The sequence below is a fragment of the Pseudomonas sp. PDM24 genome (genome assembly GCF_019218905.1).
Lineage (GTDB): Bacteria > Pseudomonadota > Gammaproteobacteria > Pseudomonadales > Pseudomonadaceae > Aquipseudomonas.
Genome location: NZ_JAHUWR010000001.1, coordinates 622,206 through 645,281, shown reverse-complemented (window position 1 = coordinate 645,281; position 23,076 = coordinate 622,206). Strand labels below are relative to the sequence as shown.

The following is a 23,076-nucleotide window of genomic DNA, read 5'->3' as shown; positions in this document are numbered from 1 at the left end:
AATCATGAAGTACATTTTTGACATCGTGCATGGCTTCTTCACCCAGCTTCGCAGCCTGGTGATGATCTTCGGCCACGCCTTCCGCAAGCGCGACACGCTGCAATACCCGGAAGAGGCGGTGTACCTGCCGCCGCGCTTCCGTGGCCGTATCGTGCTGACCCGCGACCCCGACGGCGAAGAACGTTGTGTAGCCTGCAACCTGTGCGCCGTGGCGTGCCCGGTCGGTTGCATCTCGCTGCAGAAAGCTGAAACCGAAGACGGTCGCTGGTACCCGGACTTCTTCCGCATCAACTTCTCGCGCTGCATTTTCTGCGGCCTCTGCGAGGAAGCCTGCCCGACCACCGCGATCCAGCTGACACCGGATTTCGAAATGGCCGAGTTCAAACGTCAGGACCTGGTGTACGAGAAAGAAGATCTGCTGATCTCCGGCCCCGGCAAAAACCCTGATTACAACTTCTATCGTGTTGCAGGTATGGCGATTGCCGGTAAGCCTAAAGGCGCCGCGCAGAATGAAGCCCAGCCGATCAACGTGAAGAGCTTGCTGCCTTAAGGAAGAAAGATGGAATTCGCTTTCTATTTCGCATCGGGTATCGCTGTTGTGTCCACGCTTCGCGTGATCACCAACACCAACCCCGTGCACGCCCTGCTCTACCTGATCATTTCGCTGATCGCCGTGGCCATGACGTTCTTCGCCCTCGGCGCACCGTTTGCCGGTGTACTGGAAGTGATCGCCTACGCCGGCGCCATCATGGTGCTGTTCGTGTTCGTGGTGATGATGCTGAACCTGGGCCCGGCCTCGGTTCAGCAAGAGCGCGTCTGGCTCAAGCCCGGCATCTGGCTGGGCCCGGTCGCACTCGGCGCCCTGCTGCTGGTTGAACTGCTGTATGTGCTGTTCAGCGATGCCAGCGGTCAGGCCATCGGCCACACCACCGTAGACGCCAAGGCCGTGGGCATCAGCCTGTTCGGTCCGTATCTGCTGGTGGTCGAACTCGCCTCGATGCTGCTGCTCGCCGCAGCGGTTACGGCATTCCACTTGGGCCGCAACGAAGCCAAGGAGCAATGACGATGCCTGCTATCCCTATGGAGCATGGTCTGGCGGTTGCCGGCATCCTGTTCTGCCTCGGTCTGGTCGGCCTGATGGTCCGGCGCAACATTCTCTTCGTGCTGATGAGCCTGGAGGTCATGATGAATGCCTCCGCGTTGGCGTTCATCGTTGCCGGTAGCCGCTGGGGTCAACCGGATGGACAGATCATGTTCATCCTGGTGATCAGCCTTGCAGCCGCCGAGGCCAGTATTGGCCTGGCGATTCTGTTGCAGCTGTATCGCCGCTTCCACACTCTCGATATCGACGCTGCCAGCGAGATGCGCGGATGAACCTTCTCTATTTGACTTTCCTGCTCCCCCTGATCGGTTTTGTGCTGCTGGCGTTCTCCCGGGGACGCCTCTCGGAAAACCTCTCGGCGCTGATCGGCGTCGGTTCCATCGGCCTGTCAGCGATCGTCGCGGCCTATGTGATCTGGCAGTTCAATGTTGCGCCACCGGAAGGTGGTCACTACACCCAGATGCTGTGGCAATGGATGGCGGTGGAAGGCTTTACGCCGACCTTCACCCTCTACCTGGACGGCCTGTCTGTGACCATGCTCGGCGTGGTGGTGGGCGTGGGCTTCCTGATCCACCTGTTCGCGTCCTGGTACATGCGTGGTGAAGCCGGTTACTCGCGCTTCTTCGCTTACACCAACCTGTTTATCGCCAGCATGCTGTTCCTGGTCCTGGCCGATAACCTGCTGTTCGTGTACTTCGGCTGGGAAGGCGTGGGCCTGTGCTCGTACCTGTTGATCGGTTTCTACTACAGCAACCGCAACAACGGTAACGCGGCACTCAAAGCCTTCATCGTGACCCGCGTCGGCGACGTGTTCATGGCCATCGGCCTGTTCATCCTGTTCCAACAGTTGGGCACGCTGAACATCCAGGAACTGCTGGTCAAGGCGCCTGAGCACTTCAAGGCCGGCGACTTCTGGATCGTTCTGGCGACCCTGATGCTGCTGGGCGGCGCTGTCGGTAAATCCGCGCAACTGCCGCTGCAAACCTGGCTGGCGGATGCGATGGCCGGCCCGACTCCGGTTTCGGCACTGATCCACGCCGCGACCATGGTGACCGCCGGTGTCTACCTGATCGCCCGTACCCACGGTCTGTTCGCCCTGGCGCCGGACATTCTGCACCTGGTGGGTGTTGTGGGTGGCGTGACGCTGGTGCTGGCAGGTTTTGCCGCACTGGTGCAGACCGACATCAAACGTATCCTCGCCTACTCGACCATGAGCCAGATCGGCTACATGTTCCTGGCGCTCGGCGTAGGTGCGTGGGACGGCGCGATCTTCCACCTGATGACCCACGCCTTCTTCAAGGCGCTGCTGTTCCTTGCATCCGGTTCGGTGATCGTTGCCTGCCACCACGAGCAGAACATCTTCAAGATGGGCGGCCTGTGGAAGAAACTGCCACTGGCCTACGCCAGCTTCATCGTCGGCGGCGCGGCCCTGGCGGCCTTGCCTCTGGTGACTGCGGGCTTCTACTCCAAGGATGAAATCCTTTGGGAAGCGTTCGCCAGCGGTAACCAGGGTCTGCTTTATGCCGGTCTGGTCGGTGCCTTCATGACCTCGCTGTACACCTTCCGCCTGATCTTCATCGCGTTCCACGGTGAAGCGAAGACTGAAGCGCATGCCGGTCACGGCATTGCTCACTGGCTGCCACTGTCGGTGCTGATCGTACTGTCGACGTTCGTCGGCGCGATGATCGTTCCGCCGCTGCACGGTGTACTGCCACAGAGCGTCGGCCATGCCGGCGGCGAAGCCAAGCACAGTCTGGAAATCGCCTCGGGCGCCATCGCCCTGGCTGGTATCCTGCTGGCCGCGCTGCTGTTCCTCGGCAAGCGCCGCTTCGTCACCGCCATCGCCAACAGCGGCGTCGGCCGCTTCCTTTCGGCCTGGTGGTTCGCTGCCTGGGGCTTCGACTGGATCTACGACAAACTGTTCGTCAAGCCTTACCTTGCGATCAGCCACATTCTGCGCAAAGACCCGCTCGACCAGACCATCGGTCTGATCCCGCGTATGGCCAAAGGCGGTCACACCGCCCTGAGCCGCACCGAGACCGGTCAATTGCGTTGGTATGCCGCCTCGATGGCTGCTGGTGCCGTGCTGGTAATCGGCGCCGTCGTGCTGGTAGCGGTCTGATATGAACCTTGCGAACTTGCGAAAGGAAACGAGCCCGTCATGATTCTGCCCTGGCTAATCCTGATCCCCTTCATCGGCGGCCTGCTGTGCTGGATGGGTGAGCGCTTCGGCGCCACCCTCCCCCGCTGGATTGCGCTGATCACCATGTCCCTGCTGCTCTCCCTCGGCCTCTGGCTGTGGGCCAACGGTGACTATTCATTTGCACCGGCGCCTGGCGCCGATCCGACCTGGGCGATTGAGTTCAAGCACGTCTGGATCCAGCGCTTCGGCATCAACGTGCACCTGGCCCTCGACGGCCTGTCGCTGTTGATGATCCTGCTGACCGGCCTGCTGGGTGTCCTCTCGGTACTCTGCTCGTGGAAAGAGATCCAGCGTCATGTGGGCTTCTTCCACCTGAACCTGATGTGGATCCTGGGCGGTGTCGTTGGCGTGTTCCTCGCCCTCGACCTGTTCATGTTCTTCTTCTTCTGGGAAATGATGCTGGTGCCGATGTACTTCCTCATCGCGCTCTGGGGTCACAGTTCTTCGGACGGCAAGAAAACCCGGATCTACGCGGCGACCAAGTTCTTCATCTTCACTCAGGCTTCCGGCCTGATCATGTTGGTGGCGATCCTGGGCCTGGTACTGGTCAACTTCAACGACACTGGCGTGATTACCTTCAACTACGCCGATCTGTTGAAAACCAAGATGTCGACGACCACCGAGTACATCCTGATGCTCGGCTTCTTCATCGCCTTCGCGGTCAAGCTGCCAGTCGTACCGTTCCACTCCTGGTTGCCTGACGCTCACGCCCAGGCGCCGACCGCGGGTTCCGTGGACCTGGCCGGTATCTTGTTGAAGACTGCGGCGTATGGCCTGCTGCGTTTCGCCCTGCCGCTGTTCCCGAATGCCTCGGCCGAGTTCGCGCCGTTCGCCATGACTCTGGGTCTGATCGGGATCTTCTACGGTGCCTTCCTGGCTTTCGCACAAACCGACATCAAGCGTCTGATCGCCTTCTCGTCCGTTTCCCACATGGGCTTCGTGTTGATCGGCATCTACTCCGGCAGCCAACTGGCGCTGCAGGGCGCAGTGATGCAGATGCTGGCGCACGGTCTGTCGGCCGCGGCACTCTTTATCCTCTCCGGTCAGCTGTACGAGCGTACCCACACCCGCGATATGCGTGAGATGGGTGGCCTGTGGTCGAAGATTGCCTACCTGCCGGCCCTCAGCCTGTTCTTCGCCGCCGCGTCCCTGGGCTTGCCGGCGACCGGTAACTTTGTCGGTGAGTTCCTGATCCTGATCGGCACCTTCGCCAGCGCGCCATGGGTCACCGTGATCGCCACATCCGGCCTGGTGTTCGGTTCGGTCTACTCGCTGATCATGGTCCACCGTGCCTTCTTCGGCCCGTCGAAATCGGACGCGGTGCTGCATGGCATGGACGGTCGCGAACTGATCATGGTGGTTGGGCTTGCGGCGCTGCTGATTTACATCGGCGTGTACCCGCAACCGTTCCTCGATACCTCTGCCGCGACGATGCATGGCGTGCAGCAGTGGCTCGGCACCGCCTTCACTCAACTCGCTTCGGCCCGGTAAGAGCGCTATGGAATTCACGACTCAACACTTTATCGCGCTTGCGCCGTTGTTGATCACCAGCGCCACGATCATCGTGGTGATGCTGGCTATCGCATGGCGCCGCAACCACTCACAGACCTTCCTGCTGTCGGTGGCAGGTCTGAACCTGGCTCTGCTGTCGATCCTGCCAGCCCTGAAAGTCGCGCCGCTGGCCGTGACTCCGCTGCTGCAGATCGACACCTTCGCTTGCCTGTACATGGCGCTGATCCTGGTCGCCACCCTCGCCTGTGTGACCCTCGCCCACGCCTACCTCGGCGATGGCGGTTCGGGTTACCCGGGCAACCGTGAAGAACTTTACCTGCTGATCCTGATGTCCGCCGCCGGTGGCCTGGTCTTGGTCAGCGCGCAGCACCTGGCTGGCTTGTTCGTCGGTCTGGAGCTGCTCTCGGTACCGGTTTACGGTCTGGTGGCGTATGCCTTCTTCAACAAACGTTCGCTGGAAGCCGGCATCAAGTACATGGTGCTGTCGGCTGCCGGTTCCGCGTTCCTGTTGTTCGGCATGGCCCTGCTCTACGCCGACGCCGGCAGCCTGAGCTTCAACGGCATCGGTCAGGCCCTGGCGGCCACTGGCCTGCCAAGTTCGCTGGCTCAAATGGGCCTGGGCATGATGCTGATCGGCCTGGCGTTCAAACTGTCGCTGGTACCGTTCCACCTCTGGACCCCGGACGTTTACGAAGGGGCTCCGGCACCGGTGGCAGCGTTCCTGGCCACCGCGTCGAAAGTCGCTGTGTTCGCGGTGATGGTGCGTCTGTTCCAGATCTCCCCAGCGGCGAGCAGTGGCGTGCTGAGCGATGTGCTGACCATCATCGCCATCGCGTCGATCCTGTTCGGTAACCTGCTGGCACTGACCCAGAGCAACCTCAAGCGTCTGCTGGGTTACTCGTCCATCGCCCACTTCGGCTACCTGCTGATCGCCCTGGTGGCGAGCAAAGGCCTGGCCGTGGAAGCCATCGGCGTGTACCTGGTCACCTACGTGATCACCAGCCTCGGCGCATTCGGCGTGATCACCCTGATGTCCTCGCCGTACAACGGCCGTGACGCGGATGCCCTGTACGAATACCGCGGCCTGTTCTGGCGCCGTCCGTACCTGACCGCCGTCCTGACCGTAATGATGCTGTCCCTGGCCGGTATCCCGCTGACCGCGGGCTTCATCGGCAAGTTCTACATCATCGCTACCGGTGTCGAGTCGCACCAATGGTGGCTGGTCGGCTCCCTGGTACTGGGCAGCGCCATCGGCGTCTTCTACTACCTGCGTGTGATGGTCACGCTGTACCTGATCGAACCGAACCTGCGTCGCCACGACGCGCAACTTCACTGGGAACAACGTGCAGGCGGCGTGATGCTGCTGGCGATTGCCGTACTGGCGTTCTTCCTCGGCCTGTACCCACAGCCGCTGCTGAACCTGGTTCAGCAATCGGGGTTGGCGGGTTGATCGCTTAGGCGTACTCGGCAGAAAACAGAAACGGCACCTTCGGGTGCCGTTTTTGCGTTTGTGGGATTTATTACCGCCGCACTCCCCTCCTCCTGCAATACCCGAAAGCTCTCGCCAGACTATCCGCCTCGTCCTACATCCAGCACTGCGCACTTGGCTCTATCTTGAATGACTGGCTGGATAGATAAATCAACTCGAGAAATAACAATGAACCGTGACATTTTTTCCGAACTGGTAGAAGACTTCGACGCCTTGGCCGCTGATTGCCAGGGTAATGTCACGCTGCTGCCCCATAGAGTGAAGCGCTCCAAACTGGCCCCCGTCCCCCTTGAGAAATCGCGCAGCTTTACCGCCTCCAAATATTCTGGCTATATTTGTCCAGAATATGGGAGAGAAATCATGATCGTCGTTCCGTTGGCCGAAGCAAAAAACAATCTGTCCAAACTCGTCGATGACGCAGCCGCCGGACAGATCATCACGATTGCCAAACATGGTCGGGCTCTTGCGCAGCTGGTTCCGGTGGGAAAACCCTGCGGGCAGCGTATCGGAGCGATGAAAGGCAAACTGGTGCTTCCCGAAGACTTTGACGCCTCACTGCCGGACGACATGCTCGATACTTTTGAAGGCACTCAAGAATGAGGCTTCTGCTCGACACGCATATTTTGCTCTGGACGCTAAGCGATGACCCCAGGCTATCCGGCAAAGCCAGAAAGCTAATTGAGAACGCTGCCGATATTTACATTAGCGCAGCGACATTCTGGGAGATGGCGATCAAGGTCGGGCTGGGAAAGCTGAACGTTGACCTGGAAGAAATCCGCCAGTACTGCCTCGACAGCGGGTTCATCGAGCTGCCTGTGACCTCAGAACACGCCATTGCCGTGAAGGACCTGGAACATCACCATCGTGACCCATTTGACCGCCTCATTGTTGCAACGGCCATGACAGAACCCATGAAACTCCTCACTGCCGATCCATTGGTTGCCCAGTACACGGATCTGGCTGTTTTGGTCTGATCGGCCTACCACCACACGTGATCATTTGTTCAAGAAATGTTTATTCGGTTGGAGAAACTGGATGAATGGGATGCCCCTATCGCGAGCAGGCTCGCGATAGCAATGGAACAGGCACAAATGAGAACGGCACCTTTCGGGTGCCGTTTTTGCATCTGTACGATTTGTTACCGCGCCCTCTGCTCACGCCCCCCCCGCCCCTTCTAAAACCGCGAACAAGGACGGGCAACCAGATGCACATGACGAAATTGTAATTCCCCCATCACCTTGGCGTTATCCGCAGCTTGCAACGATGTCACCCGGCGACCATGCCGGCGGGCCCTTGCCCGCCGAACAATAAAACCCACGCCGAAGCACGTTCCCGTTCTGCCGAACCCAAGGAGTGATTGATGGTTAACAATACAAAAATGTCGATGGCCGCTTTAGCCGTGGTAGTCGGCTCCGGGCCGTCCATGGTGTTGGCGCAAGATAAAGCCGAGGGGTTTATCGAGGGCAGCAGCCTGACGGTGCTCAACCGCAACTTATACTTCAATCGTGATCATCGTGACGGCCAGTCGAGTCCCACCGGCAATGGTTATTCCGAGGCCTGGGCCCATGCGATCATCAGCAAGTTCGAATCCGGCTTTACCCAAGGCACCGTCGGGGTCGGTGTCGATGCGTTTGCGATGATCGGCTTGAAGCTCGATACCGGTGACGGTCGCAACGGTGGCCGCAGTTCTTTCGATGTGCTGCCGGTCGACAGTGACGGCCAGGCGCGGGACGAATACACCAAGGTTGGTGGCGCCGCCAAAGTGCGCGCCTTCGATACAGTCGTGAAGGTCGGCGATGTGTTCCCCGCCAACCCGGTGGTTGCGGCGGGTGACTCCCGACTGTTGCCGGAAAGCTTCCGGGGTGTCACGGCCACCAACACCAGTATCGAAGGTCTGTCAGTACAGGGCGGTCGCTTGCATGCGATGAGCCAACCGGTGTCCAGCGACATGCGCGAGAACTTCGCGACCTTCTACGCTGGCCCGGTCAATTCGCCATGGATTGCTTACGGCGGTGGCGACTACGCGCTGAACAAGAACCTCAGTTTCAGCCTGTATTCCAGTCGCCTCAAGGATGCCTGGAATCAGTACTACGCCGGCACTGCATGGACTTATCCGCTGTCGGATGACCTGTCGCTGTTCGGTGGCCTGAACTATTACAAGGCGGTCGACGAAGGCAAACAGCTGCTTGGTGAGTTCGACAACAACATCTGGAGCGGCCGCGTCGGCGTGAAACTCGGCGCCCACTCCGTTGCCTTGTCGCACCAGCGCAACAACGGCAACGACGACTTCGACTACCTGCGCCAGTCCGACTCGATTTTCCTCGACAACTCCATCCAGTACAGCGACTTCAACTCGCCCAAGGAACGTTCGTGGATGGTGCGCTACGACCTCGACATGAGCAGCTATGGCGTGCCGGGTTTGTCGTTCATGACCCGTTACGCCCGTGGCACCGATGCCGACTATTCCAGCGCCAACGCCGTGTACATGCGTCGCGATGCCGACGGCAACCCGCTGACCGACCAGAAGCGCTGGGAGCGTGATATCGAAGTCAAATACGTGGTGCAGAGCGGCTCACTGAAAGACATGTCGTTGCGCCTGCGCCAAGCCACTACCCGCGCCACGGCATTTGAGTCGGATCTGGATGAGGTACGGGTGATTGTCGAGTATCCGCTGGCGATTCTTTGACTTCACGGTTGATGCAAATTCACCTTTAGAAGCTCCTTGCTCCTTTGGTAAGAGGTGAATCTTTTGGCGTCCTTTGGGGCGCCTTTTTTATGCCCGGTCTTTAACACACCGCGAAAAACTGTGGGAGCGAGCCTGCTCGCGATGATGCCGGCACAGCCAACATCTCATGGCCTGAGCCACCGCTATCGCGAGCAGGCTCGCTCCCACAGGGTTATGCAGCCGGCTCGACGTTATCCAATGCCTGATTCACCGCCAGTTCCCCCAACATCACCACTTGCGCAATGCCCAGCAAAGTCTTGCGATGGCTGCCTTCCAGCAGCGCGGCGAAGTCACCGAGCATGACCGTGGCCGAGGACAATGACTCGCTGGCATTGGCCAGCAGGGATTCGGTGTCGGCTTTGGGATTGGCGAAAAACATCTGATTGGGGGTGTGGGGCGTGGCCATGACGTGGGCGGTAGGGTTCAGGTAGTAATCGAGCGCACGTTCGGCGGCTTCGTGGAGTTTTTTGGAGTCGATGGAGGCGTAGGGGGATGTTGGGGCGGTGTCCGTAGCGGTATCTGCTTCGGGAGGGTTGGGTGTTGGCTTTTTCATAAGTAACTCCGGTGTGGCTGTGGAGCTGGCCCATTCGGTTCCAATCGAAGGGGTGGCAGCTGTACGCAGGTTGGAACCCGGGCCACCGAAAAACCCGACAGACTCGAAGTCTCCCGCGCACAGCCGCCATAACGGAGTGCACACCATCAAGGTGCGCAAGCATACGTCATGAAAGATGCTTTTGCTTTCAGTGGAGTCTCGGGGTTCCAATCCCGATCGCTGAATTGGCAGCGACATGCACAGGCTAGAGAGCGGACGTCCGACGGACAACCTGAAAACATTGTGGGAAGCTTCTGTGTTTGCACTAACGCCTTTAAACATCCCGAATTGAAATACGGATTGTTCGGCAGCTCCTACAGGGGTATCCGATGTCAGTTACCGCGTTTGCAAAGAGAAAGGCGTTGTCAGCCGCCACGTTTGCGGCAATCCCCCGCCACTGTGTATTTGATGGTGTTGAGTCGGCCCTGAGAATCTTCATAGGTCATTGCGGCAGGTACTACGGCGCAGGCAACTTGCGGTCGCGCAACGCTCACCACTTTGACCACATCCAGTTTCATCCCGTATTCGTAGTCTTTCACCACCGGCGCAGGTTTGCCCTGGCTGGCAGCGTATTGCTCCATGGCTTGGGTGTTAGCGCTCAGCATCTTTTCGAACGTCCTATCACCGCCACCTTCAGCGAGCACATTCATGGACATCGCCATCAACCCGGCGAACGCAATCAATTTGATCAATTTCATATTCCGCACCTTCGAAATCCGACTCATAAAAAAGCCCGGCATCGACGCTCGATGACGGGCTAGTTCAAGTGCGATACGCTTACAAGTCTTTGGTCTTGTCGTCCTTCTTTTCATTCAAGACGACGGGGTCACGCGCCTGTTCTTTGGCGACAAACTTCTCCACCGAGCGGTCATTGGCCACCATCATTTTTTCAAAGGCTCTATCGCCGCCGCCTTCAGCCAAAACAACAGAAGACATCACCAACGCTGCTGCAAACGCACTCAGTTGTGCAAGTTTCATGTTTGATTCCTCGTTTAATTAACTAACGAGGTCAAGGTAACAATCCGAACCTTTCGTGACGGTGGCATGGAGATTACATATCCGTTATGTGGGAGGGACAGTCATTGCAGAGTACTGATCACTCAGAATATCTGCAGACTGAGAAATACCTGTGGCGAGGGAGCTTGCTCCCGCTGGGGCGCGAAGCGGCCCTTGCTCTTCATCCGAAAAGCGAGGTCTGCTGCGCAGTCCAGCGGGAGCAAGCTCCCTCGCCACAGGGGTTGTACTCACAGGGTTGGTTAGGGGGTGGGAGTTACTTCCTCGTCGCGTCGATGGGCGAACTGATACAACGCCGGCAGTATCAGCAACGTGAGGATGGTCGAGGACAGAATCCCGCCGATCACCACCGTCGCCAGCGGTCGCTGCACCTCTGCGCCGGTGCCGGTTGCGAGGGCCATGGGAATGAAGCCCAGGGATGCGACCAATGCCGTCATCAACACCGGACGCAGTCGTGTGAGCGCCCCCTCATTGATTGCATCAGAGAGTGAACGCCCCTCCTCACGCAGGTTACGGATGAACGCGATCATCACCAGACCATTGAGCACCGCCACCCCAGACAACGCAATGAAACCGACGCCCGCCGAGATCGATAGCGGAATGTCCCGCAGCCACAACGCCATGACGCCCCCCGTCAGCGCAAACGGAATCCCGGTGAATACCAGCAAGCCGTCCTTGAGGTTGTTGAACATCATGAACAGCAGGCCGAACACCAACAGCAAGGCCACTGGCACCACGATCTGCAAGCGTTTGGCCGCCGATTGCAGTTGCTCGAACTGCCCGCCCCAACGGGTCCAGTAACCCGCCGGAACCTGAACATCGCGCTCGATCACCTCACCCGCCTCTTTAACGAAAGAGCCAATATCCCGCCCACGCACGTTGGCGCTGACGATCACCAACCGCTTGCCGTTTTCGCGGCTGACCTGATTCGGCCCGAGCACCAGATCAAGGCTGGCGACTTCCTTGAGGGCGATGAAGCCAATCTGATCGGCAGCGCCACTCGGGGGCGCCGGCACTGGAACCAACAGCGCTGACAAGCCTTCGATGTCCTTGCGCATGGCATCGGACAGACGCACCACCATGTCGAAACGCCGATCACCTTCATACAGTGTCCCGGCCTGGCGCCCGCCGACCGCCACCGCAATGGTGTCTTGCACGTCGCCGACGTTGAGCCCGTAACGCGCCGCCTTGTCGCGGTCGATGTTGATGGTCAGCACCGGCAGGCCGGTGGTTTGCTCGACCTTGACCTCGGACGCGCCACTGACCTTCTGCAGGGCGGCGGCGATCTTCGCCGCCGTGGCGTTGAGCACGTCCATGTCATCTCCAAACACCTTGACCGCCACATCACTGCGCACGCCGGAGATCAGTTCGTTGAAGCGCAACTGGATCGGCTGCGACAGTTCATAGTTGCTGCCCGGCAGCGTCGCGGCGGCTTGTTGCAGTTTGGCCATCAGCGCTTCACGGGACTTGCCCGGATCCGGCCACTGCTCCTTCGGCTTGAGCATCACGTAGCTGTCGGAGATGTTCGGCGGCATCGGGTCGGAAGCGATTTCAGCGGTGCCGGTACGGGCGAACACGCGCTCGACCTCCGGCACTTTGCCGAGAATCAGGGTTTCCAGACGCTGCTGCATATCCACCGACTGGGTCAGGCTGGTGCCCGGCACGCGTAACGCTTGCAAGGCAAAATCGCCCTCACTGAGGCTCGGCACAAACTCGCTGCCCATGCGACTGGTCATCACACCGCTGAGCGCAATCACCCCGAGCGCCATGCCCACGGCCAGCGCCCGATGGCTCATCACCCAGGCCAGCGCCGGCGCATAAACGCGACGCGCGCCGCGCATGACCACGCCCTCTTCTTCTTTGACTTTGCCGGTGACAAACAGCGCGATGGCCGCCGGAACAAAGGTCACCGACAACAGCATGGCACCCAGCAGCGCGATGACCACAGTGAAGGCCATCGGGTGGAACATTTTCCCTTCTACACCGCTCAAGGCGAAGATCGGCAGGTACACGACCATGATGATCAACTGGCCGAAAATCAGCGGTCGGCGCGCCTCTTTGGCTGCCGCAAACACTTCGCAAAAACGCTCGGAGCGGGTCAGTAAACGCCCGTGATGTTGCTGCGCATGGGCCAGCCGGCGCAGGGTGTTTTCGACGATCACCACCGCGCCGTCGACGATGATGCCGAAGTCGAGTGCGCCGAGGCTCATCAGGTTGGCGCTGACTTTGTTGGTGAACATGCCGGTGAAGGTAAACAGCATCGACAGCGGAATGACCATCGCGGTGATCAACGCCGCGCGGATGTTGCCCAGAAACAGGAACAGAATCGCAATGACCAGAATCGCCCCTTCCACCAGGTTCTTCTTCACCGTGGCGATGGCTTTGTCCACCAGGTGCGTGCGGTCATACACCGCAACGGCGATCACGCCTTTGGGCAGCGAGCGGTTGATCTGTTCAAGCCTGGTCGCCACTGCCTGGGAGACCGTTCGGCTGTTTTCGCCGATCAGCATGAACACCGTGCCAAGCACCACTTCGCGACCGTTTTCGGTGGCGGCACCGGTACGCAGTTCGCGGCCGATGTCTACGGTCGCGACGTTCTTGATCCGGATCGGCGTACCGTCGACATTGGCCATCACGATATTGGCGATGTCGTCTGTGCTTGCCACTTGCCCGGGCGCACGAATCAGCAACTGCTCGCCGCTGCGCTCGATGTAACCGGCGCCGACGTTGGCGTTGTTGCGTTCCAGCGCCGTGATCAGATCGGTGAGGGTCAGCTTGTAAGCCGCCAGCCGTTTCGGATCGGGGGCGATCTGGTACTCCTTGGCGAATCCGCCGATGGTGTTGATCTCGGCCACGCCCGGAACGTTGCGTAACTGCGGCTTGATGATCCAGTCCTGAATCACCCGCAGATCGGTCGGCGTGTAGGCCGTGCCGTCCTCCTTGAGCGCACCTTCCTGCGCCTCCACTGTCCACAGGAAAATCTCGCCAAGCCCGGTGGAAATCGGCCCCATCAGCGCTTCCGCGCCCTCGGGCAATTGCTCCTTGGCGATCTGCAAACGCTCGTTGACCAATTGCCGGGCGAAGAACAGATCGGTGCCGTCCTTGAAGATCACCGTGACCTGCGACAGCCCCGAACGCGACAGCGAACGGGTCTGTTCCAGCGCCGGCAAACCGGCCATGGCGGTTTCAATCGGGAAGGTGATGCGCTGCTCGGTTTCCAGCGGCGAGAACCCGGCCGCGCCGGTGTTGATTTGCACCTGGACGTTGGTGATGTCCGGCACGGCGTCGATCGGCAGCTTTTGATAACTGGCGATGCCGAGGCCGGCCATCAGGAGAACGGCGAGCAGCACGATGATGCGCTGCTCAATGGCAAACTGGATCAGGCGTTCGAACATGAGAACCTTCCGGTCGAGGTTGACGGATCAGTGGGAGCCTTCAATGAGAATGCTCGGCTGAGGCTTTGCCCAATTCCGATTTGAGGACGAAGCTGCCGGCTGCGGCGACTTGCACGCCGGATTCCAGCCCTTGAGTAACTTCCACCAAACCGGCCGCGCGACTGCCCAATTCCACCGGTTGCGCCTTGAAGCCGTCGTCGGTGCGCACGAACACCGTGGGTTTGTCCTCAACGGTCTGGATCGCGGTTTCAGGTACGGCGACCTTGGCTTGGCGACTGTCGGTAGCAACCAGCGCCGTCACGAATAATCCCGGACGCCACGCGCCTTGAGGATTGGCCAGAGTTACGCGAACCGTCGCGGTGCGCGTCTGCTCTCCCAGCAAACTGCCGACGTACGCCACGGTGCCGGCGACTTCGGCATTGAGTTCCGGGGCGCTGACGGTGACCGGTTTACCCACCTGCACCTTGGTCAGATCCTTGGGCGATACGCCGAAGGTCACCCACACCCGCGACAGGTCGGAGAGCGTAAAAGCCGCCGTGGTTTCATCGACCACCTCCCCCGGCGTCAGGTGTTTCTCTACCACCACACCGTCGAACGGCGCGCGCAACTCATAGCGATTGCCGCCGGTGGCGACCACGCTGCCGCTGAGTACGCTGATTTTTTGCCGGGCATTGGCCAGGGCAATTTCGGCTTCTTCCAATGCTTGCCGGGCCTGAAGGAAATCCTGCTCGGCGGAGATCTTGTCCTGCCACAGTTTTTTCTCGCGTTCATAGGTGGTGCGCGCCAAGGTCAGGCGACGCTGTGCGGCAGCCTGTTCACTGCGCTGATCGGAGATCTGCTGACTGGCGATCACCGCCAGCAACTGACCCTTTTTCACCGACTGCCCGAGGTTGACCGACACCGACTCAACCACGCCGGGCACCCGAGGCACCACGTGCGCGGTGCGGTCTTCGTCGAAGCGCACTTCACCGGGGAATGGCAAGCCGAGGCTGATGTTCTGCGCTCGCGCTTCGGTCAATTGAATGCCCGCCGCCGCAATCTGTTCGGCGCTCAACTCCAGGCGCCCTTCTTCTGCATGTTCACCCTCGGCTGCTGCACCTTCTTCAGCGTGATCGGCGTGTTCCGCCGCTTCATCGGCGTGAGCGTCGATGGACGCATTGCCCGGCCACATCGAACCGATACCAATGCCCAGCGCCAACGTTGCCGCGGCCACAATGATCAGTTTTTTTTCCATGGAAACTCCTCTGCGCCATGCCATCGCGCAGTGATCTGAAAGATGAAATTCAAGGGCTGACGGTGAGGTCGCCGAAGATGCGTTCGATGCGTACTCGGGCATCCGTCGCCTCGCTGACGGCCTGGATGTATTGGCTGCGCGCGCTGATCAGGGTGCGCTGGGCGTCGAGCACGTCGAGGAATCCGAACTTGCCCATTTCGAAGCCGCGCGTGGCGCTGTCGACCGCACTTTGCGCGGCGGGCAGGATGGTCTGGTTGAACGCTGCGACTTCGCCATTGGCGGTCTGCCATTGCTCCAGGGTGGTCTGGATTTGCGTGCGCAAACGCAGCTCGGTGGCGTTGCGCAGATCCCGCGCCTGATCGCTGCGCCGGGCCGCCGCCAGCACGTTGCCCTGATTGCGGTTGAACAGCGGAATAGGCATCGACAGCCCGACCACATTGACCCGCTCGCGCTCGGTTTCGCTGTATTGGCTGCCAATGCTCACGGTCAGGTCGGGAATGCGTTGCGACTTTTCCAGACCCAATGAAGCTTCGCGCTGATCGATCTGCAATTTGGCCAGACGCAGTTCGGCGGTCTCGTTCAGGCGCTCAAGCAATCGGGTCGGCGGTGGCACGGTGGGCATGCTTTGCGTGGCCGCTTGCACGGTGGTCGAGGTGGGCAACGGTGAGCCCATGACCTGCGCCAATTGCTGATAGGCGTTGGCCTGATCGCGTTCGGCGCGGCTCAGTTCCAGGCGCACTTCGGAAAGCTGCACTTGCGCACGGGTGCCTTCGACTGGCGATGATTTACCGGCCTCGATGCGTCCTTGGGCGACGCGCAAACCGTGTTCGGCGAGTTGCAGCGACTGGCGGGACAACTGCAAGCGTTGTTGCGCGGTCTGGGCGCTGTTGAACGCCTGAATCACATCGGCGCGCAACGCATAGCGCTTGCGCTCCAGTTCGATCCCGGCGGCGTCCTGCGCGCGACTGGCGACGTCGATCCGTGCGCCACGTTTGCCGCCCAGTTCGATGGGTTGGCTGAGCATCAGCGTGGTGGTTCGCGAATCACGACGGGTGTCTTCGGCCTCCCACGACACTTCGGGGTTGGGGATCAGACCGGCCTGTTTGCGCTCACCCTCGGCGATGCCGATTTCCCACTGCGCAGCCGCCAGATCCGGGTTACCGGCGAATGCCGTTTGCAGGGCTTGATCCAGGGTCAGGGTCGATGCATGCACAAGACCCGTGCCGGCCAGCAACACAATGCTGGCCGTCACTGTCCTCGTTGTTTTTTTCAGGCGTGATCGCGCCGTCAGTTCTTTTAAACCGGGCAATGGAGGACTTCCTTCATTCAAGAATCTTTGATGCCGCCACGGTAGGGTTTTGAACTTATCGACAAGGTGACTGAAACATTACAAATACGTTATCCACGGCATGTGGAAGTTGTTTTGATTTAGGATGCGAAGTGCGAAAGGTGATATAGCAATACATGGAAACAAATACACGGTAGTTATCTGCCGAACAGCCCTTGCCTGAATGCGGCGCATGGGCATTTAGGCTTGCCTACTGCGACAGGCTGTCGCAGATCGCTATTTTCAGGGCTCAAGACCCAGCATTTCAGTTGACTCTGTAGCCACTACAGCCTTTACCTTGCACGCCATCACACAGGGAAACCTCTGAAGGAAACCAGAAACTCACAACCTCTAGTCGTTATTAAAACCCGTCCGGCCTCCCCTACAAAAACAACAACTTCCCCGGCCACCCTTAATTAAATATCCATTAAATAAAAGTGGTGATTGACCATGCGAATCCTTGTCGTCGAGGACGAGCTTAAAGCTGCCGAATACTTACATCAGGGACTGACGGAAAGTGGTTATATCGTTGACCACGCGGCCACGGGCGCCGATGGACTGCATCTGGCCCGACAACAGGTTTATGACCTGGTGATACTGGACGTCAATCTGCCGGAGCTGGACGGCTGGGGCGTGCTTGAACAACTGCGTCGTACCCACTCCACCCGGGTGATGATGCTCACCGCGCGTGGTCGTCTGGCCGACAAGATTCGCGGCCTGGATCTGGGTGCCGACGATTATCTGGTCAAGCCATTCGAGTTTCCGGAATTGCTGGCGCGGGTCCGCACGCTGATGCGCCGCAGCGAAAACATCCCGGTGCCGCAAGTGCTCAAAGTCGCCGATCTGGAACTCGATCCGGGGCGCCACCGCGCCTTTCGCGGCGAGCAGCGCATCGACCTGACCACCAAGGAGTTCGCCCTGCTGCATCTGCTGATGCGCCAGTCCGGCGAGGTGCTCACTCGCACCCAGATCATTTCGCTGGTGTGGGACATGAATTTCGACTGCGACACCAACGTGGTCGAAGTGTCGATCCGGCGTTTGCGCGCCAAGATCGACGACCCGTTCGACAGCAAACTGATCCATACCCTGCGCGGTGTCGGCTATGTGCTGGAGGCGCGGGAATGAAGCCGGCCAGCCTGTCAATGCGGTTGGGGCTGACGGTGAGTATTCTCGGGGCGCTGCTGGTAGTGTTTCTGGCGATCCTGGCGTATTTCGCCCTGACCCATGAGTTGAACGCGCTATCCAGAAACAGCCTGGCCCAGAAAATGGAACAGGTGGAACACAGCCTGTCGCTGTATGCCGATTCCGCAGAAATTCGTTCGGCGCCGCACATTCTGCTCGATCAGGTCATGGGCCATGACAACCTCACTCTGACGATTTATGACCGCACCAACTTACGCACGCCGCTGTTGAAATCCGGCTCCGGAATGGCCGACCCGCGCCTGGAACGCAAGGCAGTGCTGGCCGCCAACGAACAACTGGCGTTCTCCAGCAGCACCGACGATCAAGACAAGCGCTACCTGACGGCCTCTCGGTTGATCCGCATCAAGGACGGCACCCGCATCCCGGTGCTGCTGTCGATGGACGATGCCCACAATCAGGCGTTGCTCAACGCCTATCTGCGCTCGACACTGATTGCTTTGCCGTTGCTGCTGATCTTCATCGGCCTCAGTGCCTGGGCCGCCGTACAGCGGGGGCTGACGCCGCTGCGCGAGTTTCGCAAAGTGGCGGCGATGGTCTCGACGCAAGACCTCGGCCATCGGCTGTCGGTGCTCGACATGCCCCAGGAACTCAGTGAACTGGCCCGGGGGATCAACTTCATGCTCGATCGCCTCGACAATGGTGTGCAGCAGTTGTCGCAGTTCTCCGATGATCTGGCTCATGAATTGCGTTCGCCGATCAACAATCTGATGGGCAAGGCACAGGTGACGCTGTCCCGGGAACGCACGACCGAGGAGTACAAGAACGTTTTGGTGTCTTGCACCGAAGAACTGGAGCGTGTCGCGCGGATTGTCTCGGACATGCTGTTTCTGGCGCAGGCCAGTAACCCGGCAGCGCTCACGTCCTTCAAGTCGGTCGCCCTGGAAGAAGAAGCCGAGAAAGTGGCCGAACTGTTTTCCTTGTCGGCGCAAGACAAGCGCATCAGCCTGAGCGTGACCGGCAGCAGCGCGCGGGTACGGGGCGACCGCCTGATGATTCAACGGGCGATCTCGAACCTGCTGTCCAACGCCCTGCGCCACTGCCCGGCCGGGCAAACGGTTTCGGTACACATTGAACAAGAAGCGACTGAGGTTTCGCTGCGGGTCAGCAACCCCGGCGCGGGCATCGAAGCGCAGCATCTGCCGCATCTGTTCGACCGCTTTTACCGGGTCGACAGCAGCCGCTCCCGCTCGCAAGGCAGCACCGGACTGGGCCTGGCCATCGTGCGTTCGATCATGAGCCTGCATCAGGGGGTCGCTGAAGTTAAAAGCTTGCCCGGGACGGTGACGGTGTTTCGATTGGGGTTTCCCGCCCCCGAGGAATAAATGTCGCCGCCCCATTGGTTGCCCAGCACACAGATTTAGCAATTTTGGGTTAGCCCGGCCTGCCTTTCCCAGTCTCATCCCCCCTTTCCAGAATCGTCTCGCGGGTGAATCAGCCGCGTCCTACATCCCGGTCCTGCCTTCGACTTTAATGTAATGACTTGACCGAATTGGCAGGCACAGAAGCCTTGACCTATTCGATTCTTGTGATAGAAATATACGCAGGTAACGTACAGAACATGGACGCTCTTTTTATCGAATTACCCGCATTTCAAAAGCATCGAAGTGACTACCTGGACGACGAACTGTTTCGCAGCTTTCAACTGGAGCTGCTGAAAAACCCGGAAACTGGCGACCTGGTGGAAGGTATGGGCGGGTTGCGAAAGGTCCGTTTCTCCGACCAGCGACGAGGCAAAGGCAAGCGCAGTGGACTAAGGGTGATTTATTACTGGTGGTCGGGTTTTGATCAATTCTGGCTGTTCACCGTATATAGCAAAAACGAGCAAGACGACTTGTCGCCTTCCCAGAAGAAACTTTTCAGACAAACTCTAGATAGCGAAATCAACACGAGATCCCACTATGAAACGTGACATTTTTGCCGAACTGATGGAAGGCCTTGAAGCCTTGGCCGACGAGCGCCAAGGCAAGGTCACGCTGCGAACCCACAAGGTCAAACTGCCAAAACTGGTGCCAATCACTGCCGAGGAAGTGGTAGCCATACGCCAACAGCTCAACCTTTCCCGTTCTGTATTCGCGATGTATTTGCGTACGAATACCCGGACGCTGGAGAACTGGGAGCAAGGACGGGCGAAACCTAATGCTCAGGCGACAACACTGATCCGGCTGGTTGAGCGCTTTCCGGATACGGTTCAACAACTGGCGGCGCTGACCTGAAGTGTTTGCGGCGTACTCAATGACGCCTTCGCGAGCAAGCCCGCTCCCACAGTGGATCTCCAGTGAACAAACCATTGGGGGAACTCCTGCGATTAACTGTGGGAGCGGGCTTGCTCGCGAAGGCGGCCCATCAGACAAAAAGGCAAAACGGCACCTTACGGTGCCGTTCGCCTTTCACATTACAGACGCTTACTTACGCGCCGCCTCCCACGATTTCAGCAGTTCGGCATAGCTCACGGTTTCGCCTTTAGGCTTCTCGTTCGCCAGTTTCGCTTTCGGCACCCCCGGCTGATCGAACCAATACTGCGCATCCCGCTCAGGATTCATTTTCGGCCCGCAGGTCGGTTGTACCTTGGAGCGTTCCAGACGGGTCATGATCGCATCCTGATCCTTGGCCAGACCGTCCAGTGCCTGTTGTGGCGTTTTCTCGCCACTGGCCGCTTCCGCGATGTGGCTCCACCACAGTTGTGCCAAACGAGGATAGTCCGGCACGTTGGTCCCGGTCGGGGTCCATTGCACGCGGGCCGGGCTGCGATAGAACTCCACCAGACCACCGAGTTTCGGTGCCAGGTCAGTCATGGCTTGCGAGTTGATGTCCGACTCGCGAATCGGCGTCAGGCCGACGATGGTTTTCTTCAGGGATACGGTTTTCGAGGTCACGAATTGCGCGTACAGCCAGGCCGCGAGTTTTTGCTTTTCAGGCGTGGACTTGAGGAAGGTCCAGGAACCGGCGTCCTGATAGCCGAGCTTCATGCCCTCCTCCCAGTACGGACCTTTCGGCGAGGGTGCCATGCGCCATTTCGGCGTGCCGTCGGCGTTCATCACCGGCAGGCCCGGTTTGGTCATGTCGGCGGTAAACGCGGTGTACCAGAAGATCTGCTGGGCGATATTGCCCTGGGACGGCACCGGCCCGGATTCGGAGAAGGTCATGCCCGCCGCTTCCGGTGGCGCGTATTTTTTCATCCAGTCAACGTACTTGGTGGTCGCATACACCGCCGCCGGGCCGTTGGTATCGCCGCCGCGGGTCACGCTGGAGCCGACCGGATGACAATCCTCGACGCGGATACCCCACTCGTCCACCGGCAAACCGTTGGGTATGCCTTTATCGCCAGCACCCGCCATGGAGAACCAGGCATCGGTGAAGCGCCAGCCGAGGGACGGGTCTTTCTTGCCGTAGTCCATGTGGCCGTAGACGCGTTTGCCGTCGATTTCCTTGACGTCTTCGCTGAAGAATTTGGCGATGTCTTCGTAGGCCGACCAGTTCACCGGTACGCCCAGCTCATAACCGTATTTTTCTTTGAATTTCGCTTTCAGATCCGCCCGCTCGAACCAGTCGGCGCGAAACCAGTAGAGGTTGGCGAACTGCTGGTCGGGCAGTTGATAGACCTTGCCATCCGGCGCGGTGGTGAACGAGATACCGATGAAGTCTTTGATGTCCAGGGTCGGTGAGGTGTAAGCCTTGCCTTCGTTGGCCATCAGGTCGGTGATCGATTCGGTCTTGCCGTAGCGAAAGTGCGTACCGATCAGGTCCGAGTCGTTGACCCAGCCGTCATAGATGTTCTTGTCCGATTGCATCTGGGTCTGCAGCTTTTCCACCACGTCGCCTTCTTGCAGCAAGTCGTGGGTCAACTTGATCCCGGTGATCTCGGTAAAGGCCTTGGCCAGCGTTTTGGATTCATATTCGTGGGTCGCGATGGTTTCCGAAACCACCTTGATGCTCATCCCGCGAAACGGCTCGGACGCTTTGATAAACCACTTCAGCTCTTCGAGCTGCTGGGCTTCGGTCAGGGTGGACGGTTTGAACTCGCTGCCAATCCATTTCTTGGCGGCGTCTTCATAGGCATCGGCCCAGGCCGCAGCGCTCAACCCGCTGAGTGCCAGCATGGCTGCCAATGAAACGCTATGTCGCAGCTTATTGTTTTTGTCGAACATAGAGACCTCCTGTTTAGGTTTCGGGACATGCATGCCGATCGATTTCGACTAGCCCCAACGCATCACAGCCAACAGCCACACCAGGGACAACGCGAACGCTACCCAGATGCTCCAGTCGGTGACGCCGATTACCAGCAAATGCAGGTAGGCGCTGCCGAGAAGACCGATAAACAGCCGATCACCACGGGTAGTGGCAATCGGCAAAAAACCACGTCGAGGGATGCTCGGCGAACGCAATTCCCAGGTCGTCATGCCCGTCAGGATCAAGGCAATGACGCTGAAGAATGCCGCCGTGGGGCCCGTCCAACTCATCCATTCCATCATCAGTTCCTCATACCCGGCCCAGGGCAAAGCCCTTGGCCACGTGGTTGCGAACAAACCAGATCACCAACATGCCCGGCAGGATAGTCAACACCCCCGCTGCCGCCAGCACGCCCCAGTCGATGCCGGACGCCGAGACCGTGCGGGTCATCACCGCCGCGATGGGTTTGGCGTTCACTGAGGTCAGGGTTCGCGCCAGCAACAGCTCGACCCAGGAAAACATGAAGCAGAAAAACGCCGTGACGCCGATCCCGGAGCCGATCAGCGGGACGAAGATCTTCACGAAGAACTTGGGGAAACTGTAGCCGTCGATGTAGGCGGTTTCGTCAATTTCCTTGGGAACGCCGGACATGAAGCCTTCAAGAATCCACACCGCCAACGGCACGTTGAACAGGCAGTGAGCCAGCGCAACCGCGATGTGGGTGTCGAACAGCCCGATCGAGGAATACAACTGGAAGAATGGCAGCAGGAAAACTGCCGGTGGCGCCATGCGGTTGGTCAGCAGCCAGAAAAACAGGTGCTTGTCACCGAGGAAACGATAGCGTGAAAACGCATACGCCGCTGGCAGCGCCACGCTCAGGGAAATCACCGTGTTCAGGCTCACGTAGTACAGCGAGTTGAGATAACCGGTGTACCAGCTCGGGTCAGTGAAGATCACCTTGTAGTTGGCGAAGGTGAAATCCTGGGGAAACAGCGTCAGACCGCCGAGGATTTCGGTGTTGCTCTTGAAGGACATGTTCAGCAGCCAGTAGATCGGCACCAGCAGGAACAGGATATAGATCAGCAACGGGAAAAGCTTTCTCTTGCTCATGGC

At 59.2% G+C, this 23,076-nt stretch carries 22 protein-coding genes; 13 read left to right on the top strand and 9 right to left on the bottom strand.

From position 1 onward, the window contains the following. The first annotated feature begins 4 nt into the window (after positions 1-4). The 9 genes from nuoI (at position 5) to KW837_RS02940 (ending at position 8,992) form a co-directional block, all read left to right on the top strand. Positions 5-550: an NADH-quinone oxidoreductase subunit NuoI gene (nuoI, locus tag KW837_RS02980; protein ID WP_008014903.1), complete on the top strand. Its 546-nt coding sequence runs from the start codon at positions 5-7 to the stop codon at positions 548-550. A 9-nt stretch (positions 551-559) separates the two neighbouring features. Then, complete coding sequence (gene nuoJ / locus KW837_RS02975) at positions 560-1,063, top strand: NADH-quinone oxidoreductase subunit J (RefSeq protein WP_095631557.1); 504 nt, start codon at positions 560-562, stop codon at positions 1,061-1,063. Positions 1,064-1,065: 2 nt separating this feature from the next. Further along, on the top strand, positions 1,066-1,374 hold the full coding sequence (nuoK, locus tag KW837_RS02970; RefSeq protein WP_133838688.1) for an NADH-quinone oxidoreductase subunit NuoK: 309 nt from the start codon (positions 1,066-1,068) through the stop codon (positions 1,372-1,374). Further along, a complete protein-coding gene (gene nuoL / locus KW837_RS02965) occupies positions 1,371-3,224 on the top strand; it encodes an NADH-quinone oxidoreductase subunit L (RefSeq protein WP_218394436.1) in 1,854 nt (617 codons plus the stop codon). The genes nuoK and nuoL overlap by 4 nt, the downstream gene beginning before the upstream one ends. Positions 3,225-3,263: 39 nt before the next feature. Continuing rightward, positions 3,264-4,796, top strand: coding sequence for an NADH-quinone oxidoreductase subunit M (gene nuoM / locus KW837_RS02960; RefSeq protein WP_123493768.1), 1,533 nt, complete (start codon positions 3,264-3,266; stop codon positions 4,794-4,796). 7 nt (positions 4,797-4,803) lie between these two features. Further along, positions 4,804-6,267 carry an NADH-quinone oxidoreductase subunit NuoN gene (gene nuoN / locus KW837_RS02955; RefSeq protein WP_218394435.1) on the top strand — a complete coding sequence of 488 codons (1,464 nt, stop codon included), beginning with the start codon at positions 4,804-4,806 and terminating at the stop codon, positions 6,265-6,267. 207 nt (positions 6,268-6,474) lie between these two features. Beyond that, on the top strand, positions 6,475-6,906 hold the full coding sequence (locus KW837_RS02950; RefSeq protein WP_218394434.1) for a type II toxin-antitoxin system Phd/YefM family antitoxin: 432 nt from the start codon (positions 6,475-6,477) through the stop codon (positions 6,904-6,906). Then, positions 6,903-7,280, top strand: coding sequence for a type II toxin-antitoxin system VapC family toxin (locus KW837_RS02945; RefSeq protein WP_008014913.1), 378 nt, complete (start codon positions 6,903-6,905; stop codon positions 7,278-7,280). The genes KW837_RS02950 and KW837_RS02945 overlap by 4 nt, the downstream gene beginning before the upstream one ends. Positions 7,281-7,666: 386 nt before the next feature. Then, complete coding sequence (locus KW837_RS02940; RefSeq protein WP_218394433.1) at positions 7,667-8,992, top strand: OprD family porin; 1,326 nt, start codon at positions 7,667-7,669, stop codon at positions 8,990-8,992. 211 nt (positions 8,993-9,203) lie between these two features. On the opposite strand, the gene KW837_RS02935 is transcribed toward KW837_RS02940, so the two are convergent. The 6 genes from KW837_RS02935 to KW837_RS02910 all read right to left on the bottom strand — a co-directional run bounded on the left by KW837_RS02935 (position 9,204) and on the right by KW837_RS02910 (position 16,575). Further along, positions 9,204-9,584: a DUF6124 family protein gene (locus KW837_RS02935; RefSeq protein ID WP_218394432.1), complete on the bottom strand. Its 381-nt coding sequence runs from the start codon at positions 9,582-9,584 to the stop codon at positions 9,204-9,206. A gap of 404 nt (positions 9,585-9,988) precedes the next feature. After that, positions 9,989-10,321 (bottom strand): DUF2790 domain-containing protein, encoded by a 333-nt coding sequence (locus KW837_RS02930; RefSeq protein ID WP_218394431.1) that lies wholly within the window; start codon positions 10,319-10,321, stop codon positions 9,989-9,991. Between the two features lie 79 nt (positions 10,322-10,400). Further along, positions 10,401-10,601, bottom strand: coding sequence for a co-regulatory protein PtrA N-terminal domain-containing protein (locus tag KW837_RS02925; protein ID WP_218394430.1), 201 nt, complete (start codon positions 10,599-10,601; stop codon positions 10,401-10,403). A 278-nt stretch (positions 10,602-10,879) separates the two neighbouring features. Further along, a complete protein-coding gene (locus KW837_RS02920; protein WP_218394429.1) occupies positions 10,880-14,032 on the bottom strand; it encodes a CusA/CzcA family heavy metal efflux RND transporter in 3,153 nt (1,050 codons plus the stop codon). A 40-nt stretch (positions 14,033-14,072) separates the two neighbouring features. After that, the gene (locus KW837_RS02915) at positions 14,073-15,266 is read right to left on the bottom strand and encodes an efflux RND transporter periplasmic adaptor subunit (protein ID WP_218394428.1); all 1,194 of its coding nucleotides are present in this window, start codon (positions 15,264-15,266) and stop codon (positions 14,073-14,075) included. Between the two features lie 49 nt (positions 15,267-15,315). Continuing rightward, complete coding sequence (locus tag KW837_RS02910) at positions 15,316-16,575, bottom strand: TolC family protein (protein WP_218394427.1); 1,260 nt, start codon at positions 16,573-16,575, stop codon at positions 15,316-15,318. A gap of 468 nt (positions 16,576-17,043) precedes the next feature. Between KW837_RS02910 and KW837_RS02905 the strand changes: the two genes are divergently transcribed. The 4 genes from KW837_RS02905 to KW837_RS02890 all read left to right on the top strand — a co-directional run bounded on the left by KW837_RS02905 (position 17,044) and on the right by KW837_RS02890 (position 20,009). Further along, the gene (locus KW837_RS02905) at positions 17,044-17,718 is read left to right on the top strand and encodes a heavy metal response regulator transcription factor (RefSeq protein ID WP_008014325.1); all 675 of its coding nucleotides are present in this window, start codon (positions 17,044-17,046) and stop codon (positions 17,716-17,718) included. After that, on the top strand, positions 17,715-19,118 hold the full coding sequence (locus tag KW837_RS02900) for a heavy metal sensor histidine kinase (protein WP_218394426.1): 1,404 nt from the start codon (positions 17,715-17,717) through the stop codon (positions 19,116-19,118). Before KW837_RS02905 ends, KW837_RS02900 begins: the two co-directional genes overlap by 4 nt. 236 nt (positions 19,119-19,354) lie before the next feature. Further along, complete coding sequence (locus KW837_RS02895) at positions 19,355-19,705, top strand: type II toxin-antitoxin system RelE/ParE family toxin (RefSeq protein ID WP_218395140.1); 351 nt, start codon at positions 19,355-19,357, stop codon at positions 19,703-19,705. Beyond that, positions 19,695-20,009, top strand: coding sequence for a DNA-binding transcriptional regulator (locus KW837_RS02890; protein WP_095631562.1), 315 nt, complete (start codon positions 19,695-19,697; stop codon positions 20,007-20,009). Before KW837_RS02895 ends, KW837_RS02890 begins: the two co-directional genes overlap by 11 nt. A 189-nt stretch (positions 20,010-20,198) precedes the next feature. On the opposite strand, the gene KW837_RS02885 is transcribed toward KW837_RS02890, so the two are convergent. The 3 genes from KW837_RS02885 to KW837_RS02875 are packed head-to-tail and all read right to left on the bottom strand — an operon-like array spanning position 20,199 to position 23,073. Continuing rightward, positions 20,199-21,941, bottom strand: a complete 1,743-nt coding sequence (locus tag KW837_RS02885) for an ABC transporter substrate-binding protein (protein ID WP_218394425.1) — start codon at positions 21,939-21,941, stop codon at positions 20,199-20,201. Between the two features lie 48 nt (positions 21,942-21,989). Further along, positions 21,990-22,262: a DUF2160 domain-containing protein gene (locus tag KW837_RS02880; RefSeq protein WP_032830117.1), complete on the bottom strand. Its 273-nt coding sequence runs from the start codon at positions 22,260-22,262 to the stop codon at positions 21,990-21,992. Between the two features lie 10 nt (positions 22,263-22,272). Beyond that, entirely contained in the window at positions 22,273-23,073 is an 801-nt protein-coding gene (locus KW837_RS02875) for a carbohydrate ABC transporter permease (RefSeq protein ID WP_218394424.1), read from the bottom strand. Between the last annotated feature and the right edge of the window lie 3 nt (positions 23,074-23,076).

Excerpts from the sequence above, each read along its gene's own strand:
- nuoI (WP_008014903.1), top strand. The coding sequence starts at position 5 with ATGAAGTACATTTTTGACATCGTGCATGGCTTCTTCACCCAGCTTCGC.
- nuoJ (WP_095631557.1), top strand. The coding sequence starts at position 560 with ATGGAATTCGCTTTCTATTTCGCATCGGGTATCGCTGTTGTGTCCACG.
- nuoK (WP_133838688.1), top strand. The coding sequence starts at position 1,066 with ATGCCTGCTATCCCTATGGAGCATGGTCTGGCGGTTGCCGGCATCCTG.
- nuoL (WP_218394436.1), top strand. The coding sequence starts at position 1,371 with ATGAACCTTCTCTATTTGACTTTCCTGCTCCCCCTGATCGGTTTTGTG.
- nuoM (WP_123493768.1), top strand. The coding sequence starts at position 3,264 with ATGATTCTGCCCTGGCTAATCCTGATCCCCTTCATCGGCGGCCTGCTG.
- nuoN (WP_218394435.1), top strand. The coding sequence starts at position 4,804 with ATGGAATTCACGACTCAACACTTTATCGCGCTTGCGCCGTTGTTGATC.
- KW837_RS02950 (WP_218394434.1), top strand. The coding sequence starts at position 6,475 with ATGAACCGTGACATTTTTTCCGAACTGGTAGAAGACTTCGACGCCTTG.
- KW837_RS02945 (WP_008014913.1), top strand. The coding sequence starts at position 6,903 with ATGAGGCTTCTGCTCGACACGCATATTTTGCTCTGGACGCTAAGCGAT.
- KW837_RS02940 (WP_218394433.1), top strand. The coding sequence starts at position 7,667 with ATGGTTAACAATACAAAAATGTCGATGGCCGCTTTAGCCGTGGTAGTC.
- KW837_RS02935 (WP_218394432.1), bottom strand. The coding sequence starts at position 9,584 with ATGAAAAAGCCAACACCCAACCCTCCCGAAGCAGATACCGCTACGGAC.
- KW837_RS02930 (WP_218394431.1), bottom strand. The coding sequence starts at position 10,321 with ATGAAATTGATCAAATTGATTGCGTTCGCCGGGTTGATGGCGATGTCC.
- KW837_RS02925 (WP_218394430.1), bottom strand. The coding sequence starts at position 10,601 with ATGAAACTTGCACAACTGAGTGCGTTTGCAGCAGCGTTGGTGATGTCT.
- KW837_RS02920 (WP_218394429.1), bottom strand. The coding sequence starts at position 14,032 with ATGTTCGAACGCCTGATCCAGTTTGCCATTGAGCAGCGCATCATCGTG.
- KW837_RS02915 (WP_218394428.1), bottom strand. The coding sequence starts at position 15,266 with ATGGAAAAAAAACTGATCATTGTGGCCGCGGCAACGTTGGCGCTGGGC.
- KW837_RS02905 (WP_008014325.1), top strand. The coding sequence starts at position 17,044 with ATGCGAATCCTTGTCGTCGAGGACGAGCTTAAAGCTGCCGAATACTTA.
- KW837_RS02900 (WP_218394426.1), top strand. The coding sequence starts at position 17,715 with ATGAAGCCGGCCAGCCTGTCAATGCGGTTGGGGCTGACGGTGAGTATT.
- KW837_RS02895 (WP_218395140.1), top strand. The coding sequence starts at position 19,355 with ATGGACGCTCTTTTTATCGAATTACCCGCATTTCAAAAGCATCGAAGT.
- KW837_RS02890 (WP_095631562.1), top strand. The coding sequence starts at position 19,695 with ATGAAACGTGACATTTTTGCCGAACTGATGGAAGGCCTTGAAGCCTTG.
- KW837_RS02885 (WP_218394425.1), bottom strand. The coding sequence starts at position 21,941 with ATGTTCGACAAAAACAATAAGCTGCGACATAGCGTTTCATTGGCAGCC.
- KW837_RS02880 (WP_032830117.1), bottom strand. The coding sequence starts at position 22,262 with ATGGAATGGATGAGTTGGACGGGCCCCACGGCGGCATTCTTCAGCGTC.
- KW837_RS02875 (WP_218394424.1), bottom strand. The coding sequence starts at position 23,073 with ATGAGCAAGAGAAAGCTTTTCCCGTTGCTGATCTATATCCTGTTCCTG.